Raw genomic sequence first — 18,135 nt, forward strand, 5'->3', positions numbered from 1 at the left:
GGTCACCCCTTGACGGCGCCGGCGCGGCCGGCGCTTCGTAGGAACTGCTTCTGGAACAGCAGGAAGAAGACCAGCGGCAGGATCACGGCGATGAACATGGCGGCGATGAGCGTGCTGGTCTCCGCGGTGGCCGAGATCTTGTAGAGGACGACGGACAGCGGCTGCAGGTCGGGCGAGGGCAGCACAAGGAGCGGCCACAGGAACTCCTTCCAGGCCGACACCAGCGTGAGCAGGGAGACGACGGCGATGATCGGCCGCGACATCGGCAGCACGATGCGCCGGAACACCTCGAAGGAGTTGGCGCCGTCGACCTTGGCCGCCTCGAAGACCTCCTTCGGCAGCTCGGCGAAGAAGTTCTTCACCAGCAGCACGTTGAAGGCGTGCGCGGCGGCGGGCAGCCACACGGCCCAGTAGCTGTCGATCAGGTTGGCCCCGACGCCCGGCACGTCGATCACGGTCAGGTACAGCGACACCAGGGAGACGACCCCCGGGATGAACAGGGTGGCCATCACCGCGGCCGAGACGACCCCGGCGTACCGCGGCCGCAGGATGGCGAGGGAGTAGCCGCCGGTCAGGGCGACCAGCAGGCCGAAGAACCAGTTGCCGGCCGCGATCCAGACCGTGTTGGCCAGGGCCCGGCCGATGTCCATGCCGTTCCACGCCCTGGCCAGGTTGTCCCACCGGATGCCGCTCGGCCACCAGCCGAACGGGTCGCGCAGGATGTCCTGCGAGGTCGACACCGCCGACTTGGCCAGCCAGAGGATCGGCCCGGCCGCGACGATCGCGAGGCAGGCGAGCACGGCCACGATCAGCCCGGTGAACACCACGCGGGTCGCCGGCCTGCGCCGCTCGCCGCTGGACAGGATGCCGCGCTCGTTCATGAGTGCTTCCACCCCCTGGTCGCGCGCAGGTACACCGCGGACAGGGCGGTGAGGAAGACGGCGAGCATCAGACTCAGGGCCGTCGCCTTGCCGAAGTCGCCGGCGACGAAGGCGTACTTGAAGATCAGCATGAGCAGCGTGACCGTGCTGTTGTCCGGCCCGCCGCCGGTCATGACGTAGGGCTCGGTGAACACCTGGAACGTGCCGATCACCTGGAGGATCAGCATGAGCAGGATGACCGGGCGCAGCTGGGGCAGCGTGATGTGCCACACCCGGCGCAGCACCCCCGCGCCGTCGAGCTCGGCCGCCTCGTAGAGCTCGGGCGGCACCGACATCAGCGCGGCGACGTAGATGATCGTCGTCGTGCCGAAGCCCGCCCAGGTCGCCTGGACGACGATGCTGGGCATCGCCGTCTCGGCGCTCTGCAGCCAGGGGAACGGTCCCACACCGGCCCAGCCGGCCACAGTGTTGAGCAGGCCGTGCTCGCTCGGGTCGTACAGCTGCTTCCACAGCAGCACCGCCACGACCGGCGGGATGATGATCGGCACGTAGACGAGCACGCTGGCGATCGTCCGCGTACGGCGCAGCTCCCCGATGAACACGGCGAGCAGCACCGGCACGGGAAAGCCGACGACCAGGGCCAGCGCGGTGAACCAGACGGTGTTCCAGGCGGCGGTGGCGAGCAGCGGGTCGGCGAGCACCCTGCTGAAGTTGCGCAGCCCGACCCAGGTGGGGTCGGTGACCAGGTTGGTGCGCTGGAAGCTGAGGACCAGGCTGCGCAGGATCGGCCACCACGAGAACAGCCCGAACACGATGAGCATGGGCGCGGTGAACAGGAGTTTCCCGAGGCCGCCGCGCTGGGTCCACCTACTGAGCGGCGGCATCGATCAGCGCCTGCGCGTCCGTCCGGGCCTGGGTGAGCGCCGCCGGGATGTCGGCGTCCTGCTTGGTGAGGACCTGCTGGGTGACGGCGTCGAGGAGCGCGTAGGTCTCCTGCGCGGCCACGGGCGGCTCGCCGAGGATGGGCAGTCTGCCCAGGCTGTCGAAGTAGGCCCGGTAGTTGTCCCGCTTGACGTTGACGTAGCCGGAGACCCAGGTCAGGTAGCGGTCGTAGATCTCCGGTGAGAACAGCGGCACCTCGGGCGCGCCCACGGGCAGGCCGCCCGCCTTGGACGTCTCGGCCCACTCGACGGCGGCCTGCTGGTCGAGGAAGCGGTTCAGGTACCGGAACTTCACCCACTCCAGCGCGGCGGCCGCCTCGCTCGGGGCGGCCTTGGGGCTGACGACGGCGATGTCGCCGCCGCCCAGCGTGCCGATGCCGGCGGCCGACTGCGGGAGCGGCGCGATGCCCAGGTCGTCGCCGGGCATGTCGCGGTTTCCGACGAGGTCGCGGTAGAGGTCGGCGCCGAGGACGGTCTGCCCGATCCGCCCGGCGGCGATGGAGTTGCGCATGTCGTCCTGGCTCAGCAGGAAGTTCTTGCCCGCGGCCTGGTCGGTCCACCGGACGTCGTGCAGCAGCGTCAGCGCGTCCTTCACGCCGGCCGCGTCGATCGTGGACGTGACGGTGTCGCCCTGGCGCTGCTGGATCGTGCTGCCGTTGGCGTAGGCCATCGTGGTGAGGATCCAGCCGCCGGAGTTGGTCGTCGTCGCGATCGTGAAGCCGGCCGCGTCGCTCGACCTGCTGATCGCCTTGGCGTTGGCGCGCACCTCGTCCCAGGTCTTCGGCGGGGTGTCGGGGTCGAGGCCCGCCTTCTCGTACAGCGCCCTGTTGTAGATGAAGGCCATCGTGTACGCGGCCGAGACGACGCCGAAGGTGTGGCCCTCCGCGTTCTGCGTCTGCTTGGCGACGGCCGGGTTGAGCTTGGAGAGCACCGCGTCGCCCTTGACCAGGTCGGTGATGTCGCGTACCTGGCCGTTGAGGGCGAGCTGCTGGATGTTGGTGTACGGCACCTGCATCGTGGTGGGCATCGAGCCGCCGGCGACGAGGGCGGCGAACGTCTGCGGGTCGAACTTGGTCTCCTCGCCCACCACGGTGACGTTCGGGTGGAGCTTCTGGAAGGCCGTGACCTGCTTGTTGAACAGAGCGAGATTGTCGGCGTTGTCCTTGGTGGGCATGTTGCCGACGTGGATCGTCACCTTGGCGTCCGGGTCCGTCCCGGCCTCGGGACGTCCGGACGAACACGCGGTGAGAGCTATGATTCCGGTCATCGCGATACCGGCGAGCCGCCAGTTTTTGTGATAAAGCATGACGAATCCCTCTTTGCGGGCATGGTGGCGATCGAGCTCGGGCGGTGTCGTGACCGCTGGGGGCTCACGCGGGCAGCAGTGGCGTGCCGGCGGATTTCGTGGCGATGGTCAACCGGTTGACCATCGCCATGGTCGTGCTGACCCTGGTACTTTGTCAAGAGTCCGGAGAAACGTGGACGTCACCTGTTGTCACCGGGAGGACAGGAACTGATGGCGCGCAAGGCCGCTACCCTCGCGGACGTCGCCGCGGCCGCCGGCGTCTCGGTGTCGCTGGTGTCGAAGGTGCTCAACAACACCGGACGCGCCTCCGAGGAGACCCGCAGGCGCATCCACGAGGCCGTGGAACGCCTCGACTTCCGGCCCAACGCTCTGGCCAAGTCCTTCGCCAGAGGGCGGAGCGAGCTGGTCGGGATCATCATCGAGGACGCCTCGGAGATCTTCAGCAGCATGGTGCTGCGCGGCGCGGAACGCAGGCTGGCCGCGGCCGGGCTGGCCACGCTCGTGTGCGACGCCGCCGAGAGCGACCAGCGGCGTGCCCAGTTCGTCCGGGCGCTCGAAGCCCGTCACGTCGACGCCGTGCTGGTCATCGGGTCGGGGCCGTCGGGCCTCTACCCGTCCGTCTCCGACCGGCTGTCGTGCCCCGTCGCCTACGCCTTCTGCGAGTCCGACAACCCGGCCGACGTCTCGTTCCTGCCCGACGACCACGGCGCGGGGCGGATCGCCGCCGAGCACCTGCTGTCGCTCGGCAGGACGAAGATCGCGCACATCGGCGAGGGCAGCGAGCGGGGCGCCGAACTGCGCACGCGCGGGTTCGTGGAGACCCTGGCGGCCGCCGGGCACGCGGTGGAGCCCATCGTCGGCGACTGGTCCAAGGCGTGGGGCCTGCGGGCCGTCAACCGGCTGATCGAGGCGGGCACCGAGGTCGACGCCATCTTCTGCGCCAACGACTTCATCGCCTACGGCGCCTACGTCGGCCTGCGCGCCCACGGCCTGCGGATCCCGGAGGACGTGGCGCTGGTCGGCCACGACCACTTCTCGATGGACCCGCCGCAGCGCAGGTCGGGGTTCCTGACGACCATCGACCCCAACCTGCCCGCGCTCGGCGACGCGGCGGCGCGGCACCTCATCGCGCCGGGCACGGCGGCCGACTTCGCGCCGAAGCTCGTCGTCGGCCGCACCACCGCGGGCGGTCAGGCCGCCGGCGACCTCGCCACCCTGCTGGAGTTCATCGACCAGCTGCTGTGAAGCGCAGCGTGACCAGCTGGAACGGGCGCAGCGTCAGCGACACGGCCCCCGGCTCGAACTCCGCGCCCGCGGGCGGCTCGACGTCGCGTTCGACCAGGTCCACGAAGCGGGCGTCCCCGACCCCCTCGACGCGCACGGCCGCCCTGGTCCCCTCCGACTCGTACAGGCGCACGATCACGTCGCCGCTGCGGTCCTCGGCGAGCTTGACCGCCTCCACGATCACGGCCGGGTGCGAGACCCGCACCAGCGGCTCGACCTCCCGCCCGCCGCGCACGGCACGCGCCGGCACGTTCGCGCGGTACCCCTCGGCGACGGCCTCGCGGATGCCGGCGTTCGGCCTGATCGAGTAGGCGATCGTGTGCCTGCCCAGGTCGGAGCCGGGATCGGGGAACATCGGGCCCCGCAGCATGGACAGGCCGACGGTCGTGGTCGTGCCGCCGTCCTGGCGGGTGTCGCGCACCACGTCGTGCCCGTACGTCGACTCGTTGGCGATGGCCACGCCGTACCCGGGTTCGCCGACGTGGATCCAGCGGTGCGCGCACACCTCGAAGCGGGCGGCGTCCCAGGAGGTGTTGGTGTGCGTGGGCCGGTACACGTGGCCGAACTGGGTCTCGGCGGCGAACCTGTCGGCGTGCACGTCCAGCGGGAAGACGAGCTTGAGCAGGGCGTGGCGCTCGTGCCAGTCGACCTCGGCGACCAGGTCGAGCGCGGCCGATCCCGGGCGCAGCCGCAGCGTCTGCCTGATCGTCGAGTCGCCGAAGCGGCGGGTCACGACGACCTCCCCGTCGCCGGTCTCCAGGCTCTCGACCTCGTCGACGTCGCGGGCGACGCGCCGGTAGTGCTCGTCGATGTCCCAGGCGTCCCACTCGTTGGGGATGTCGCGGTGCAGCACCAAGCGGTGGCCCGCCGCGCCCGGCGCGATCGCCTCGCGGCCGGTCCCGGCGTCGCGCAGCGACACCAGGTGGCCCCGGCGGTCGATCACGGCCCGGACGAGCCCGTTGTCGAGCACGAACCCGGCGTCCTCCGCGGTGAGGGAGACGCCCGCCGGGTGCGGGGCGCGCTCGCGGATGCCGAGCCCGTCCGTGGCGAGCTCCAGGTCGCCGTCGCCGACGAGGACGCGTACGCTCTCGTCGATCACCCGGTCCAGCCGCTCCAGCAGGTCGGCGTTGTTCTGCTCGACCTCGTCGTGCACCCAGGCGATCGAGGTGCCCGGCAGCACGTCGTGGAACTGCTGCAGCAGCACGGTGTGCCAGCTGTCTGTCAGCTCGGCGTAGGGGTAGGCGGCGCCCTCCCGGACCGCGGCGGTCGCGGCCCACAGCTCGGCCTCGCGCAGCAGGTGCTCGTTGCGTCGGTTGCCCTGCTTGGTCAGGTGCTGGCTGGTCAGGGTCCCGCGGTGCAGTTCGAGATAGAGCTCGCCCGACCACACCGGCGGGTTCTCGTACTCGGCCTCGGCGCGTTCGAAGAAGGCCTGGGGCGAGTCGATCGTCACCGCCGGCGAGCCTTCCAGTGACCTGAGCCGCTCGGCGGCGGCGAGCATCTCGCGGGTCGGGCCGCCGCCGCCGTCGCCCCAGCCGAACGGCACGAGCGAGGTCCCGGCCACGCCCTTCTCCTTGTAGCTGCGCGCGGCGTGGGCGAGCTCGGCGCCGGACAGCTCGGAGATGTAGGTGTCGGCGGGCGGGAAGTGGGTGAAGATCCGGGTGCCGTCGATGCCCTCCCACAGGAAGGTGCTGTGCGGGATCTGGTTGACCTGGTTCCAGGAGATCTTCTGGGTGAGGAACCAGCGGCTGCCCGAGGCGGCGATGATCTGCGGCAGCGCGGCCGAGTAGCCGAAGGTGTCCGGCACCCAGGCCTCCAGCGTGTCCACGCCGAACTCCTGCAGGAAGAACTGCTTGCCGTACAGGAACTGGCGGGCCAGCGACTCGCCGCCGGGCATGTTGATGTCGGGTTCGACCCACATGCCGCCGACCGGGATGAACTGCCCGGCGGCCACCTTCTTCCTGATGCGCTCGAACAGCGCCGGGTAGTGCTGCTTCACCCAGGCCAGCTGCTGGGCGGAGGAGCAGGCGAAGCGGTACTCGGGGTGCTCGTCCATGAGCGTCACCGCGCTGGCGAACGTGCGCGCGCACTTGCGGATCGTCTCGCGCACCGGCCACAGCCAGGCCGTGTCGATGTGGGCGTGCCCGACGGCGACGATCCGGTGGCTGCTGGCCGCGGCCGGGCTGGCGAGCACGCCGGCCAGCGCCGCGCGTCCCGCCGCCGCGGTCGCCGACACGGCGGCGGGGTCGACGGCGTCGAGCATCCGCTCCAGCGCCCGCAGGATCTCCCACCGGCGCGCCGAGTCGGGGCTCAGCTCGCGCATCAGCCCGTCCAGCGTCCAGATGTCCTGCGCCAGTTCCCACACCCCGATGTCCAGCAGCGCCACGTCGAACGCTCTGGCGGTGTACAGCGGCCCGCCGCCCGCCGTCGCCCGGTCGCCCAGCGTCGTCGGCTCGTAGGTGTTCTCGCCGGCGAGTTCCGGGTTCGCCGCCGCCTCGACGTACAGGTCGACGTACGGCTCGGCCGGGTCCCACGGCAGGTGGGAGCTGCGCGGCGCCACGGCTTTGATGAGCGTGCCGTCGGGCAGGTAGCCGAGCCCTTCGGCCTGGAACCCGGGACGCGGCCCGGAGAAGCCCAGGTCGACGACGATCTCCAGCCGGGTGCCCGGGGGAATCTCCTCCGGCGTCCGGCCGGTCACGTGGAACCAGGTCGTGCCCCACGGGTCGCCCCACCGGTGCGGCAGCGTGACCGGCTGGTAGCCGGCCGCGAACGCCGCCTGCGCGGGCACCGGCTCGCCCGGCACGTTCCACGCCTCCACGGTGAGGGGCCGTCGTTCCCGGTAGAGGGCGCCGGGCAGGAACTGCTGGACGAAACGCGCCAGCCGTCCCTCGACGATCGAACGGTTGTCATGCACGATGCACTCTCTCCAAAGTCAGGTTTCGAAGACCCGCACGGCGACGATCATGGCTCGCTCGTCGCCGTTGGTCGCCGTGACGACGACCCGCAGGGCGCCCGCCCGCGTGGCGGGGTCAAGCACATGGACCCGGCGGCGCATGCGGTTGCCGGTGACGGACGCGGCCGTCTCCCAGCCGCCCGTACGCGCCACCTCGATCCGGTAGTCCTTCACCAGTTCCGGCATGACGAGGTACGGCGTGCGATGGTGATGCAGGTTGACCAGGTCCTCGTCGACGTCGTCGTTGAAGATCAGCTCCACCCGGCCGATCGCCCGCTCCTCGCTCCAGCGCAGCTCGACGTGCTGCTCGCCGCCGCCTTCGGAGACCCATAGGTTCGGCCCGTCGTAGGGCCTGGCGAGCCCGCCCGCGACCTGCTCAGGCCGGTAGGCCGCGGTCGCGGGCTCGACCTCGAACCGCGGCGTGCGCCTGCGCAGCTCGAAGGCCGACCACGCGTTGCTCTGCGGCTTGCCGGTGTCGAGCGCCGGTTCCCTGCTGAGCAGCCCGAGGACGCCGTACGGCGGGCGGCCCACGCCGACCAGGACGGCGAGGTCGGCGTTCCGCCGGACGACCACGACCACCTCGCCCCCGTCGAAGGGCACGTCGTCGAAGCGGGCCTCCAGCCGGCCGCGCCCGGCCTCCACCCGGACCTCGCGCCGGGCGAGCGGTTCCACGGGGATGTGGTTCAGCCCGCCGCCCGTGCCCCACAGCTCGACCGTCGCGGTGGTGGCGCGGGCGGCGTCGACGCCGATCCGCACGACGTCGATCCGCGGGTCGGCGGGCAGCAGCAGCCCGAAGTCGGCCTCGCCGATCGGGAGCGGTTCCGGCTCGCCGCCTCCGTCGCCCGCCAGGCGGGTGAGCGTGGACGACGCCGTCACCGCGGCCTTGAGCGCCAGGTCGGACGGGTCCTGCCAGGGCACGCCCAGCAGGGAGGCGTCCTGCCGCAGGAGCATCGACTGCAGCTCGCCCAGGTGCGAGGTCGCGATCTCGCGCGGCGTCACGCCCCTGCGCACGGCGAGCGCGGCCCCCGCGCCCGCGGCCTCCCCCACGACGGCGCAGGTGGCCATCACGCGGGTGCTGCCGAAGGCGACGTGGCTGGCCGAGATGTCGCGGCCCGCCAGCATCAGGTTGCGGACGTTGGCGGAGTACAGGCAGCGGAACGGGATGTCGTACAGGCCGGGGCCGAACAGGTGCTTGGAGGGGCTGTCGGCGGCGTAGATGCCGCCCGGCGGGTGCAGGTCGATGGACCAGCCGCCGAAGGCGACCGAGTCGGGGAAGCGGGTCTGGCCGACGATGTCCTGCTGGGTCAGGACGTGGTCACCGAGGAAGCGGCGGTACTCGCGCTTGCCCGGCAGGCTGCCCACCCACTCCAGCGTCAGGTTGTCGGCGTCGAAGCGGCCGGAGTTCTTGATGTGGTGCCAGATGCCGAAGACGATGCCCCACAGCTCGTCGCGGATGCGCTCGTTGTCGGCGACCGCGTCGAGCTCGCCGCCCCACTCGATCCACCAGTAGTCGCAGCCGTTCATGCCGGGGTCGATGTGGCGGCGCAGCGGCAGGTCGAACGCCTCGACGTCCTTGGTGATGCCCGGCGGGACGAAACGGACCGGGCGGCCGGTGTCCTTGGTGTAGAAGAGGATCGTGCTGCCGAGCATGTTGTCGTCGGCGACGTCGGGGGCCCAATCCTCGCCGTACACGCTGCGGTCCTCCCGGCCGGTGGCGAACCTGGCGCCGGCGAGCAGGCCGACCAGGCCGTCCCCCGTGCAGTCGAGGAAGATCGGCGACTCGAACGTGATCAGCTTCTCCGAGCCGGACTGCCAGCCGGTGACCGAGCGGATCACCCGGTCCTCCTCCTCGCCGCCCGCCTCGACCTCGCGGACCTCGGTGTTGAGAAAGAGGGTGATGTTGGGCTCGGCGCGTACCAGGTCGAGCACGACGTGGTCCCACAGGATCGGGTTGCCCTCCGGGTTGCGCCACTGGTTCTCCGCGAACAGCTCGCCCATCAGGCCGGTCTCGCGGGCGAACTTCTGCGCGCCGTGCGCGGTGGCGCCCACCACCCACACCCGGATCTCGCTGCTGGAGTTGCCGCCCAGCACTCCCCTGTTGTTGATCAGGGCCACTCTCGCGCCGTTGCGGGCGGCGCTCACGGCGGCCGTGACACCGGCGAGGCCGCCGCCGACCACGGTGACATCGGCGGTGTGTGCGATCTGCATCATGATTGCCGACTTTCTTGGTCGAATTGAGCAACGCGGATCTACAATATTTCCGACGTCTTGAATAAGTCAACGACGGGTTGGCTAAGGTAGGCGCAGAGCGCGACGACGGCGAGGGGAACGGGGAGCAGTGGCAGCAGCCAGGCGGGAGTCGACCACGGCCGGGAAGGCAGCCAGGCGCGAGGGCGGGCCGCCGGCCCGATCCTCCGGGCTCCGGCGCGGCTCCAATCTCGAACACGTCGCGGACTTCAACGACTCGGTCGTCCTCGACGCGATCAGGCGGGCGCGGACCGGGAGCTCGCGCGCGGAGCTGGTCGTCGAGACGGGCCTCGCCGCGCAGACCGTGTCGGACGTCTGCCAGCGGCTGCTCGACCAGGGGCTCATCGCGGAGACCGGCACGTCCACGACCGGGTTCGGCCGGCCGCGCCGCACCCTTGAGCTGGTCCCTGCCAGCCGCTACGCGCTCGGCGTGCACATCGACCCGGCCACGATCACGTACGTGCTGCTCGACCTCGGCGGCAACCTCGTGGCCCACTTCAGCAGGCAGACCGCCAGCCCCCAGGACGCCGACGCCATCATGACCGGCATGGCCGCGGCCCTCGACGTCCTGCTCGCCGGATCCGGCGTCGAGCGCGCCCGGGTGCTCGGCCTCGGCATCGCGGCGCCCGGCCCCCTCGACATCGCGGGCGGGGCCATGGTCGACCCGCCGCACCTGCCCGGCTGGCACCGCGTCGAGCTCGTCGACCGGCTGCACCGGGCGACCGGGCTGCCCATCGTGCTCGACAAGGACGTCACCGCCGCCGCGGTGGCCGAGCGCTGGGCCGGCGGCGCGACGGGCAACAGCGACTTCGTCTTCCTCTACCTGGGCACCGGCGTCGGGGTGGGGCTGGTCAGCGGCGACATCGTCGTACGCGGCCGGTCCAGCAACGCCGGCGACATCGGGCACCTGATCGTCGACGCCGACGGGCCGCCCTGCGAGTGCGGGCAGCGCGGCTGCCTGGGCACCGCCTGCTCGCCGCTGTTCCTCATCCAGGAGGCCGTCGCGGCGGGCGTCCTGCCCGCCACGCCGGAGGACGGTCAGCTCGTCCAGGCGGTCCGGCGGCTCGGCGCGCTGTGCCGGGCGGCCGACGACGGCGACGCGCGGGCGGTGGAGATCCTGCGCCGGTCCGGGCGGCGGCTCGCCCGCGCGATCCTCACCATCGGCAACCTGCTCGACACCGAGCTCGTGGTGTGCGGCGGGCCCGCGTGGGCGCCGGCCGCACACCACTACCTGCCGCTGCTCAGGTCGGCGGTGGCCGAGCGGTTCGTGATGCGGGAGATCCACGACCTCGGCGTCATGGGGACCGCGCTGGGCGCCGACGTGGCCGCGATCGGCGCCGCCTGCCTGATCCTCGACGAACGCTTCTCGGCCCGCCCCTAGCTCCGCCCGGGGAGCAGGCGGGCGCTTCTCGGCCCGCCCCTAGCTCCGCCCGGGGAGCAGGCGGGCGCTTCTCGGCCGCCCTGGCCCTTACTGCGGGAGCAGGCGGGCGACGAAGCCGCCGCCCGGGGGCATGGCGGGCAGCCGGAACGCCTCGCCCGCCGCGACGTCGGAGACCGCCACCGCGTCGCGGTCCGCGCCGTCGCCGACCAGGCGCCAGGTGCCGCCCAGCGGCCCGAGGCGCCCGAGGCCGAGGGTGGCCGCCGGGCGCGCGACCGGGCCGTTGATGCCCGCCAGCCACCAGGTCCCTCCCGTACGGCGGGCCAGCACGACGTGGTCGCCCGGCTCCCCCGCCAGCCCGACCGTGTCGTCCCAGGCGGCCGGCACGGCCCGCAGCACCTCGCGCACCTCCGCCGGCTGCGCCCGGTAGGACTCGGGCGAGTCCGCGAAGTGCAGCAGCCCCGACTCGTAGACCACCGCGAGCGCCAGCTCGTGGGCCGCCGTGGTCCTTCGGGGCCGCAGCGCGTCGCCGAAGGTCACCGGCGTGTAGTCCATCGGGCCGATCACGTTGCGGGTGAACGGGAGCACGGTGTTGTGCCACACGGCCTCCTCCGCGAAAGCCGGCCCGAACAGGTACCACTCGGCCCCGCGTACGGCCTCCAGCGTCATCAGGTGGGGCCACGTCCGCTCCCAGCCGCGCGGGATGGTGCTCCCGTGGAAGTTGACCATCAGCCCGGCCTCGGCCGCGTCCCGCAGGATGCCGAGGTAGTGCGCGATCCCGGCCTGCTTGTCGGAGTGGAAGAAGTCGACCTTGATCCCGGCGATCCCCCAGCCCGCGATCCTGGCCAGCTCCGCCCGCCGCGTCTCGGGCAGGTGCATGAGGTCGCGCGGCCCCTCGGTCGAGTCGTTGTTCGGCCCGGCGGAGTTGTACCAGAGGAACAGGCGCACGTCCCGTTCCGCGGCGTAGCGGACCAGATCGCGGATCTCCTGCTCGGTGTGGACCGTCCAGTTCGCGTCGACGAGCGAGTACTCCCAGCCCATCTCGCCCGCCAGGTCCACGAAGCGCCGCAGCGCGGCCAGGTCGCGCGGGCTGGCGTTCTCCGACCACCAGCTCCACGACACGCGTCCCGGCCTGATCCACGAGGTGTCGATGATCGCGGCGGGCTCGGCCAGGTGCCACACGGTCGTGGACCCGATCAGCCCGGCCGCGGTGTCCGCGATCGCGACGAACCGCCACGGGAGCGTCCACGGCAACGTCGAGGTGGCCAGGGCGTCGCCGTGCCCGAGTCCCTCGTCCGGATCGGGGCCCAGCACGCCGTACTCCCGGCCGGCCGGCACGGGGGCCAGCCGGGTGCCGTGGAAGGTCTCGTCCAGCCCGGCCTCGGAGACGAGCAGCCACTGCCCGTTCACCTCGAACGTCGCGGGCAGGTCGTAGGAGCGCGCGCCGGTCGGGGTGCCGATGGGCACGCCGTTGGTGTAGAGGTTCTCGTGCGCGGGGCCGCCGCCGTCGGAGGGCGAGGTCGGCTGCGCCCAGGCACGCCCTTCCGCCGCGAAGGCGAAGGTCGTCAGCTCCCTGGTGACCGTGGCAGTGCCGGGGCCCTCGGGGAAGCGGTAGCGGAAGGCGACGGCGTCGTCCAGGACGCGGAGGTCGAGGTCGAGGCGCGCGCCGTTGCGTCCGCGCACCGACAGCGTCGCCGCCGTGGACCGCTCGCGCAGCACGGCGCGCTTGCCGTGCGCCGCGGCGTGACTCTCGTCCCGCGCCTCGGCCACGGGTTCGGCCACCAGCGTGAGCCCGTCGTGGAACGACGCGTCCTGCCGCTCGACGCCGAGCCTGGACCGCTGGAGGAGGACGACGCCACGCCGCCGTACGTCGTAGAAGAGCCGGCCCCGGTCGTCCAGCGAGACGTCGAGCTCGACCGCGCCCTCGGGCGACTTCACGGTCCACAACACGTTTGGGTTCCTTTAGTCCGATGGGCGGATTAAAAACGGTCTTACCGGAGGGTCAGGAGGCGTGGCGTCAGCGGGGCCAGCTGCGCCCTCGACCGGTCGAGTCGTTCCCCGGTGAGCAGGTCCTGGAGTTCGCGCGGCGCGCGGCCGTGGAGCCTGATCGTCACCACTTCCGTCCGCGTCCCGTAGTTCGTCACGCCGACCAGCCAGCGCCTGCCGTCGTGCACCGGCCGCCACTCGACGGCCGCGGGCGGGCCACCGGACGTACGCTCCAGCGTCACCGCGTCGAGCCTGCTCCGCCGCGCCAGGCCGAGCACGGCGGCCCCGATGCCGGCCGGACCGTCGGCCGGCAGGACGGTCGCCTTCCTGAGCACCTCCGTGCGCTCTCCGGCCGGAAGGGCCTGGTTCCGCTCGTCGGACGTCAGGGGGTCGGCGCCCGCGACGACGAGCCGGACCTCGCGGGCCAGGTCGCGCAGCCCACGCAGGCAGGCGAACGGCAGATGCGTCACCCCTGGTGCGATCACCATCTTCACCCCTTCGGTGGCCTGCCGCCCGGACAGGCCGGACTCGGTGACGAAGTGCACGGGGACGCCGTTCATGGTCAGGGCCTTGTACACTTCGCGCACCGCGGCCAGGTGCTGCGCGGAGTACACCGACGAGGTACGCGAGTACAGGATTCCGACGCCGGCCCCGGCGCCCTGCAGCAGGGCCACCTCGGCGGCGAACCGGTTCAGGTCCAGGCTGGTCCGGCCGGCCGCGGCGACCACGTCCGGCCGGTGCAGCATGCTGCCCGCCAGCGTGGACGCCGCCTCGGTGGTCCGCGCCCACACCCAGAAGGCGGTGGCGGAACGGCCGTGCAGGGCGCCCTGCCACAGGTCCGCCCCCACGTGGGCCGCCTCCACCTTCGAGTACGACGTGCTCCGGTCGGGGATCACGTGGTCCTCGGAGTCGAACACCGGGGTCCGCGCGATGCCGGCCTGGAGGTCGTAGAACGCGAACTTGCCCAGGAAGCCGTCGACGCCCTGTCCCGGGTAGTTGGACGCGTCGTTGCCCGACAGCTGGGAGAAGGTGGCCCACTGCTCGGGATCGGGGCCCCACAGCAGGTAGTTGCGGTCCTTCAGGGTGCTGCCCACCATCTTGGAGTGCACCGGGACGTCCGGGGCGATGTCGTGGACCACCTCGGCCATCCACGCGTGCCACGCGGCGAACGCCCTGGTGTTGAAGGTGATCCAGTCGTGACACCGCACGGTCGGCTCGACCGCCCGCACGCCGGGGGCGGGCACCTCGTCGAAGGTCCGGTGCGCGGTGCCGTACACCTTGTTGAGCTCGGCGATGTCGCGGTACTCCGCGGCGAGGAAGCGCGCCCAGCCGCGCCTGGTCGACGGGCTCGCCGTGTCGACGTAGCGGGGCTCGTTGCTGAGGATCAGGCTGTGCAGCGCCGGCGACTTCGCGATCCTGGGGATGATCGCACGCAGGAACGCCTCGATCACCTCCCGCGCCAGCGGGTGGTGGACGTCGTACCCCTCGGCCAGCTTGAGCTCGGGGTGCCTGGCCGTCAGGAAGGCCGGGAAGTACTGCGGCGCCAGCAGCAGGCTCAGGGCGACGTTCGCCTCGGCCGCCGCCGCGAGCCAGCGGACCGGGCCCCGGTCGATCTCGTACGGCGACACCGCGTACTCGCCGCTCGCCGCGACCGTCACCGCTTCGTCGAACCCGCCGTTGCCCGCGATGTTCTCCGGACCCGTCCCGTCGGCGCGCGTGATGGTCAGGTCGTCGATCCACAGCGCCCCGACCTGGCCCTCGCAGATGATCGAGAAGCGGTAGGAGGACACGTTGCCGGGGTTGAGGGTGAACTCGACCTGCTGCCAGTCGTAGGTGCCCTCCGGCGGGTAGTAGCGGGTGGCCCAGGTGGCGGTGGGGATCGACACCGCGCGAAGGGTGACGTCCTGCCCCTTGATCCACGCGCGGACCCGGTAGGCGGCCCCCGGCTCCACGGTCAGCGGCTGGGAGAACTGGCGGTAGTTGTTCGGCCTCCTCGGACCGGCGAACGACACGCGCAGGGACGCGGCGGAGCCGTGCGCGACCGACGCGTCGCGGGCGAAGGTCACCGCCGCGTCGCCGACGCCCGTCGTGCCCCAGCCCGGGATCGCGTCCGGCGGGACGATCGCGCTCTGCGGCCCCATCTCCAGGGCGCAGGCGTTGAAGCCGAGATCGGCCAGCCTGGGGATGTCGGCGACCACCTCGGCCCATCCCATCGGGCCGCTGAACACGACCGGGCGGCCCTTCGTGGTCGTCGTGCCGTCGGAGACCGTGCCGGTGAACATCCAGTCGTCGCGGCCGATCGGCCCGGTGACGTAGCGCGGCACCCGCGTCCCCTGCGCCTTCCCGGCGGCCAGGGATCGCAGGCGGGTGAGGAGGTGGTCGGCCATCGCCGTCATGGTGACCGTGTTGTAGGTGGCGCGCCACCTCTGACCTGCCGTGACGTCGTCACGGGTGTAGCCGGTGAACTTCTCCAAGGTGGTCGCGTCGACGCGTTCGTAGGGGGTGGGGATCCCCCGCTCCTCGCACTGTGCCAGCAGGTCCCCGGCCGTCCTGACGGATGCGGCGATCCCGGCGAGGTCCCGCGCGATCGCCTCCGCCGACATCGTCACCCGGCCGGTCGCCGCCAGGTCGGTGGTCGCGCCGCCGGTCAGGTCCTGCACCGAGGCGGTGATCGCGAGCTCGCCCGCGGTCGTCGCGGTGATCGGGATCGTGAGCCGCAGGGTGGTGCGAGCCGGGATCGTCGCGGTGGTCGCGGCGCCGTCCGGGCCGGTCACCTCGACGCGGCGCTCGGCGTCGTCCCAGTTCAGGACGTAGATCGCCGCCTCGATCGTGGACCCCGCCTCGACCTCGTCCTCGTCGAGGGTGATCCAGGCCTGGCACGCGCCCGACTCGGGCAGGGCCGCCAGCCGTACGAACTCCTGCGCGGACTTGCCGGTGGCGATGCCGGGACGCCACTGGATCCAGCCCCGCCGGTTCGCGCCGTCGTTGTCGTTGACGATCGCGTTGAACAGCACCGAGCCGCCGGGAGCCGGCGCGTCGACGCCGGTCGAGGCCCACGGGAACGCCGCCAGGTAGTGCGTCTTCGTCCCCTCGCGCCGGGCGGTCAGGGTGACGTCGCCGACCGGCGAGGTGACCGGGCCGTCGCTGAACCGGTAGACCTCGGGGCCGCCGTCGAGCAGCGCGAGGCCGTACTCCGGGCCGTATCCGCCGCCGCTGTCGCCGAAGGCGATCTGGAGCCCGTCGCCCTGCCACTGGTTGGTGCCGCCGATCGGGCGGTGGGCGTCGTCGGTCACCGTCGCGGCGACGTACAGCCGTTCGGCGTCGTAGCCGAGCGCGAGGTCGGCCGACAGGTCGTCCGCGCCGGCCCACCCCGTGATGGACACCTGGTCGTCGCGGCTCGGCAGGCGGGCGCCGAACGTGCCGCCGAGGTCCCCGGCCCCGGCGAGTCTCACGAGCGGGAGGTGCGCGCCCCGTCCGAGCAGCGCTGTCAGCTGTTCGCGGGTCAGCAGGGCGGAGCGCGGGTCGGCGGCCGCCCACTGGGCGGTGACGGCGGGGAGCACGGCGGCGGTGGCGGAGACGCCGACGCCGCGCAGGAAGGTACGGCGGGAGATTGTCACAAGGAGACCTCGAGATAGCAGGTGCGGATGCTGGAAGCGGCGTTGCAGGAGGCGGCGGCCGACCCCGGCGCGTCGGCCAGCGGCACGGTGACCGTGTCGCCGGTGAGGGTCAGCGGCGTGCGCTGTCCGGTCACGTCCACGCGGGCCGCGACGGCCGTGGGCGGCGGCGAGGCCAGGGTGAAGGTCACGTGCGTGCCCGCCCAGCCGGCCGGGGTGTGGACGGCGATGACGATCCTGCTGCCGCCGACCAGGAACCCTTCGACGGAACCGGAGGCCCAGTCCCGGGCCGTCGTGAGCCCGGCGTCGTTGGTGTGGGTGTCGTAGGTCTCGGGCACCACGCCGTCGAAGAGGTCGGCGACGGTGCTGAGGCAGACGCCGTGGGAGGTCGGCGTCCCGTCGGCTTTGCGCAGGTAGCGGCCGGCGTCGGCCGCGGACGCCGAGGCGGGCGCCTGCCAGGCGTACCAGAGCAGCTTGAAGCCGTCCGGCCGCTGCGCGAGGCCGCGCGTGATCGCCCAGTGCAGCAGTCCCGGGTACACCAGGGCGGCCGCCGCGGGGCTGGTCGAGTAGCCGATCTCGGTCTGCCAGATCGGCAGCGACGTCCCCAGCGCGGCGACGCACGCGACCCGCAGCGACTCCAGGTCGGACGGCTTGTAGTAGTGCACGTCGAGCACGTCGATGCTGGACCAGGCGCCTGTCTCGGTCAGCAGGGCGGTGAAGCGGGCGATCGCCGCCACCGAGGGCCAGCCGCCGTAGACGACCTTGCCGCCGTGGCCGCGGATCACCGCCGACGCGGGCTTGTGCACCTGGTCCACGTACTCGTACGGGCTGCCGTACCAGAATCCCGCCGACCAGTACGCCTCGTTCCACACCTGGAAGTACTCGACCCCGTAGGTGCCGCGCAGGATCCCCACGACGTGGTCGACGAACGCGCTCCACCTCGCCGGGTCCGCCGGCGGCGTCCTGTCCTTGGGCAGCACGACGACCTCGTCCTGGAGGATTTCGCCGGTGCTGATCCGGGTCCTGGTCACTTGGCGTGACCAGCCCGAGCCGGCGTTCGCCTGGGCGGCGCCGACCTCGTACCGCACGTCCCAGTGCGTCCAGCCGTACGCCGTCGTCCGGGCGGCCCACGGGGCGGAGTAGGCCAGGACCGGGAGCAGGGTCACGCCGTTCAGCGCGGCGGCGGCGAACCGGGCGCCGAAGGCGTGGACGGCGGTGTCGTCGTACGTCCCCTGGGCCGGCTCGACGGCGGCCCAGAGGACGTCGGCGCGATCCCACGACATCCCGGCCAGGGCGCCGATCCCGGGACCGGCCCCGGCGGCGTGGTTGGTGCCGAGCAGCGCCCCCAGCGGCACGGGCGTCGCGGCGGCGTTCGCCCGCCCGGGGAGCCCGAGTACGGCGGCGGCCGTGCCGAGACCCGCGCCCGCGAGGACGGCACGGCGGGAGAGGGCACGAGGAACGTCGGGCGGATCGGCTGCGGTCACGGGTCCTCCTTCGCGAACGGCGACTAAATCCATCCCCCGGATTAAGTGGAGACTAGAGATCCGG

General features: G+C 72.3%; 10 protein-coding genes. 2 read left to right on the forward strand and 8 right to left on the reverse strand.

What is annotated here, in order from left to right; translation table 11 throughout:
• Positions 1-2: 2 nt before the first annotated feature.
• The 3 genes from AB0J46_RS36695 to AB0J46_RS36705 are packed head-to-tail and all read right to left on the reverse strand — an operon-like array spanning position 3 to position 3,089.
• A complete protein-coding gene (locus tag AB0J46_RS36695; protein ID WP_358299433.1) occupies positions 3-881 on the reverse strand; it encodes a carbohydrate ABC transporter permease in 879 nt (292 codons plus the stop codon).
• Positions 878-1,765 (reverse strand): sugar ABC transporter permease, encoded by an 888-nt coding sequence (locus tag AB0J46_RS36700; protein ID WP_364338735.1) that lies wholly within the window; start codon positions 1,763-1,765, stop codon positions 878-880. The genes AB0J46_RS36695 and AB0J46_RS36700 overlap by 4 nt, the downstream gene beginning before the upstream one ends.
• Complete coding sequence (locus AB0J46_RS36705; RefSeq protein ID WP_364338736.1) at positions 1,749-3,089, reverse strand: extracellular solute-binding protein; 1,341 nt, start codon at positions 3,087-3,089, stop codon at positions 1,749-1,751. Before AB0J46_RS36705 ends, AB0J46_RS36700 begins: the two co-directional genes overlap by 17 nt.
• 249 nt (positions 3,090-3,338) lie before the next feature.
• Here AB0J46_RS36705 and AB0J46_RS36710 point away from each other — a divergent pair, with 249 nt between their 5' ends.
• Positions 3,339-4,373: a LacI family DNA-binding transcriptional regulator gene (locus tag AB0J46_RS36710; RefSeq protein WP_364338738.1), complete on the forward strand. Its 1,035-nt coding sequence runs from the start codon at positions 3,339-3,341 to the stop codon at positions 4,371-4,373.
• Here the strand turns inward: AB0J46_RS36710 and AB0J46_RS36715 are convergent.
• A complete protein-coding gene (locus AB0J46_RS36715; RefSeq protein ID WP_364338740.1) occupies positions 4,354-7,323 on the reverse strand; it encodes a glycoside hydrolase family 38 C-terminal domain-containing protein in 2,970 nt (989 codons plus the stop codon). The two genes, AB0J46_RS36710 and AB0J46_RS36715, sit on opposite strands and share 20 nt — an antisense overlap.
• Positions 7,324-7,341: 18 nt before the next feature.
• Positions 7,342-9,573: an FAD-dependent oxidoreductase gene (locus tag AB0J46_RS36720; protein WP_364338742.1), complete on the reverse strand. Its 2,232-nt coding sequence runs from the start codon at positions 9,571-9,573 to the stop codon at positions 7,342-7,344.
• 127 nt (positions 9,574-9,700) lie between these two features.
• Between AB0J46_RS36720 and AB0J46_RS36725 the strand changes: the two genes are divergently transcribed.
• On the forward strand, positions 9,701-10,990 hold the full coding sequence (locus tag AB0J46_RS36725) for an ROK family transcriptional regulator (protein ID WP_364338744.1): 1,290 nt from the start codon (positions 9,701-9,703) through the stop codon (positions 10,988-10,990).
• An 87-nt stretch (positions 10,991-11,077) separates the two neighbouring features.
• On the opposite strand, the gene AB0J46_RS36730 is transcribed toward AB0J46_RS36725, so the two are convergent.
• The 3 genes from AB0J46_RS36730 to AB0J46_RS36740 are packed head-to-tail and all read right to left on the reverse strand — an operon-like array spanning position 11,078 to position 18,071.
• On the reverse strand, positions 11,078-12,937 hold the full coding sequence (locus AB0J46_RS36730) for a glycoside hydrolase family 97 catalytic domain-containing protein (protein ID WP_364338746.1): 1,860 nt from the start codon (positions 12,935-12,937) through the stop codon (positions 11,078-11,080).
• Positions 12,938-12,978: 41 nt separating this feature from the next.
• Entirely contained in the window at positions 12,979-16,590 is a 3,612-nt protein-coding gene (locus AB0J46_RS36735; RefSeq protein ID WP_364338748.1) for a beta-galactosidase, read from the reverse strand.
• A complete protein-coding gene (locus AB0J46_RS36740; RefSeq protein ID WP_364338750.1) occupies positions 16,587-18,071 on the reverse strand; it encodes a hypothetical protein in 1,485 nt (494 codons plus the stop codon). Before AB0J46_RS36740 ends, AB0J46_RS36735 begins: the two co-directional genes overlap by 4 nt.
• Between the last annotated feature and the right edge of the window lie 64 nt (positions 18,072-18,135).

Origin of the sequence: Nonomuraea sp. NPDC049758 (genome assembly GCF_040674635.1) — a bacterium.
In the GTDB taxonomy this organism is placed as follows: Bacteria; Actinomycetota; Actinomycetes; order Streptosporangiales; family Streptosporangiaceae; genus Nonomuraea.

Bases quoted from the DNA above. Each gene is read 5' to 3' on its own strand.
- AB0J46_RS36695 (WP_358299433.1), bottom strand. From the start codon at position 881: ATGAACGAGCGCGGCATCCTGTCCAGCGGCGAGCGGCGCAGGCCGGCG.
- AB0J46_RS36700 (WP_364338735.1), bottom strand. From the start codon at position 1,765: ATGCCGCCGCTCAGTAGGTGGACCCAGCGCGGCGGCCTCGGGAAACTC.
- AB0J46_RS36705 (WP_364338736.1), bottom strand. From the start codon at position 3,089: ATGACCGGAATCATAGCTCTCACCGCGTGTTCGTCCGGACGTCCCGAG.
- AB0J46_RS36710 (WP_364338738.1), top strand. From the start codon at position 3,339: ATGGCGCGCAAGGCCGCTACCCTCGCGGACGTCGCCGCGGCCGCCGGC.
- AB0J46_RS36720 (WP_364338742.1), bottom strand. From the start codon at position 9,573: ATGATGCAGATCGCACACACCGCCGATGTCACCGTGGTCGGCGGCGGC.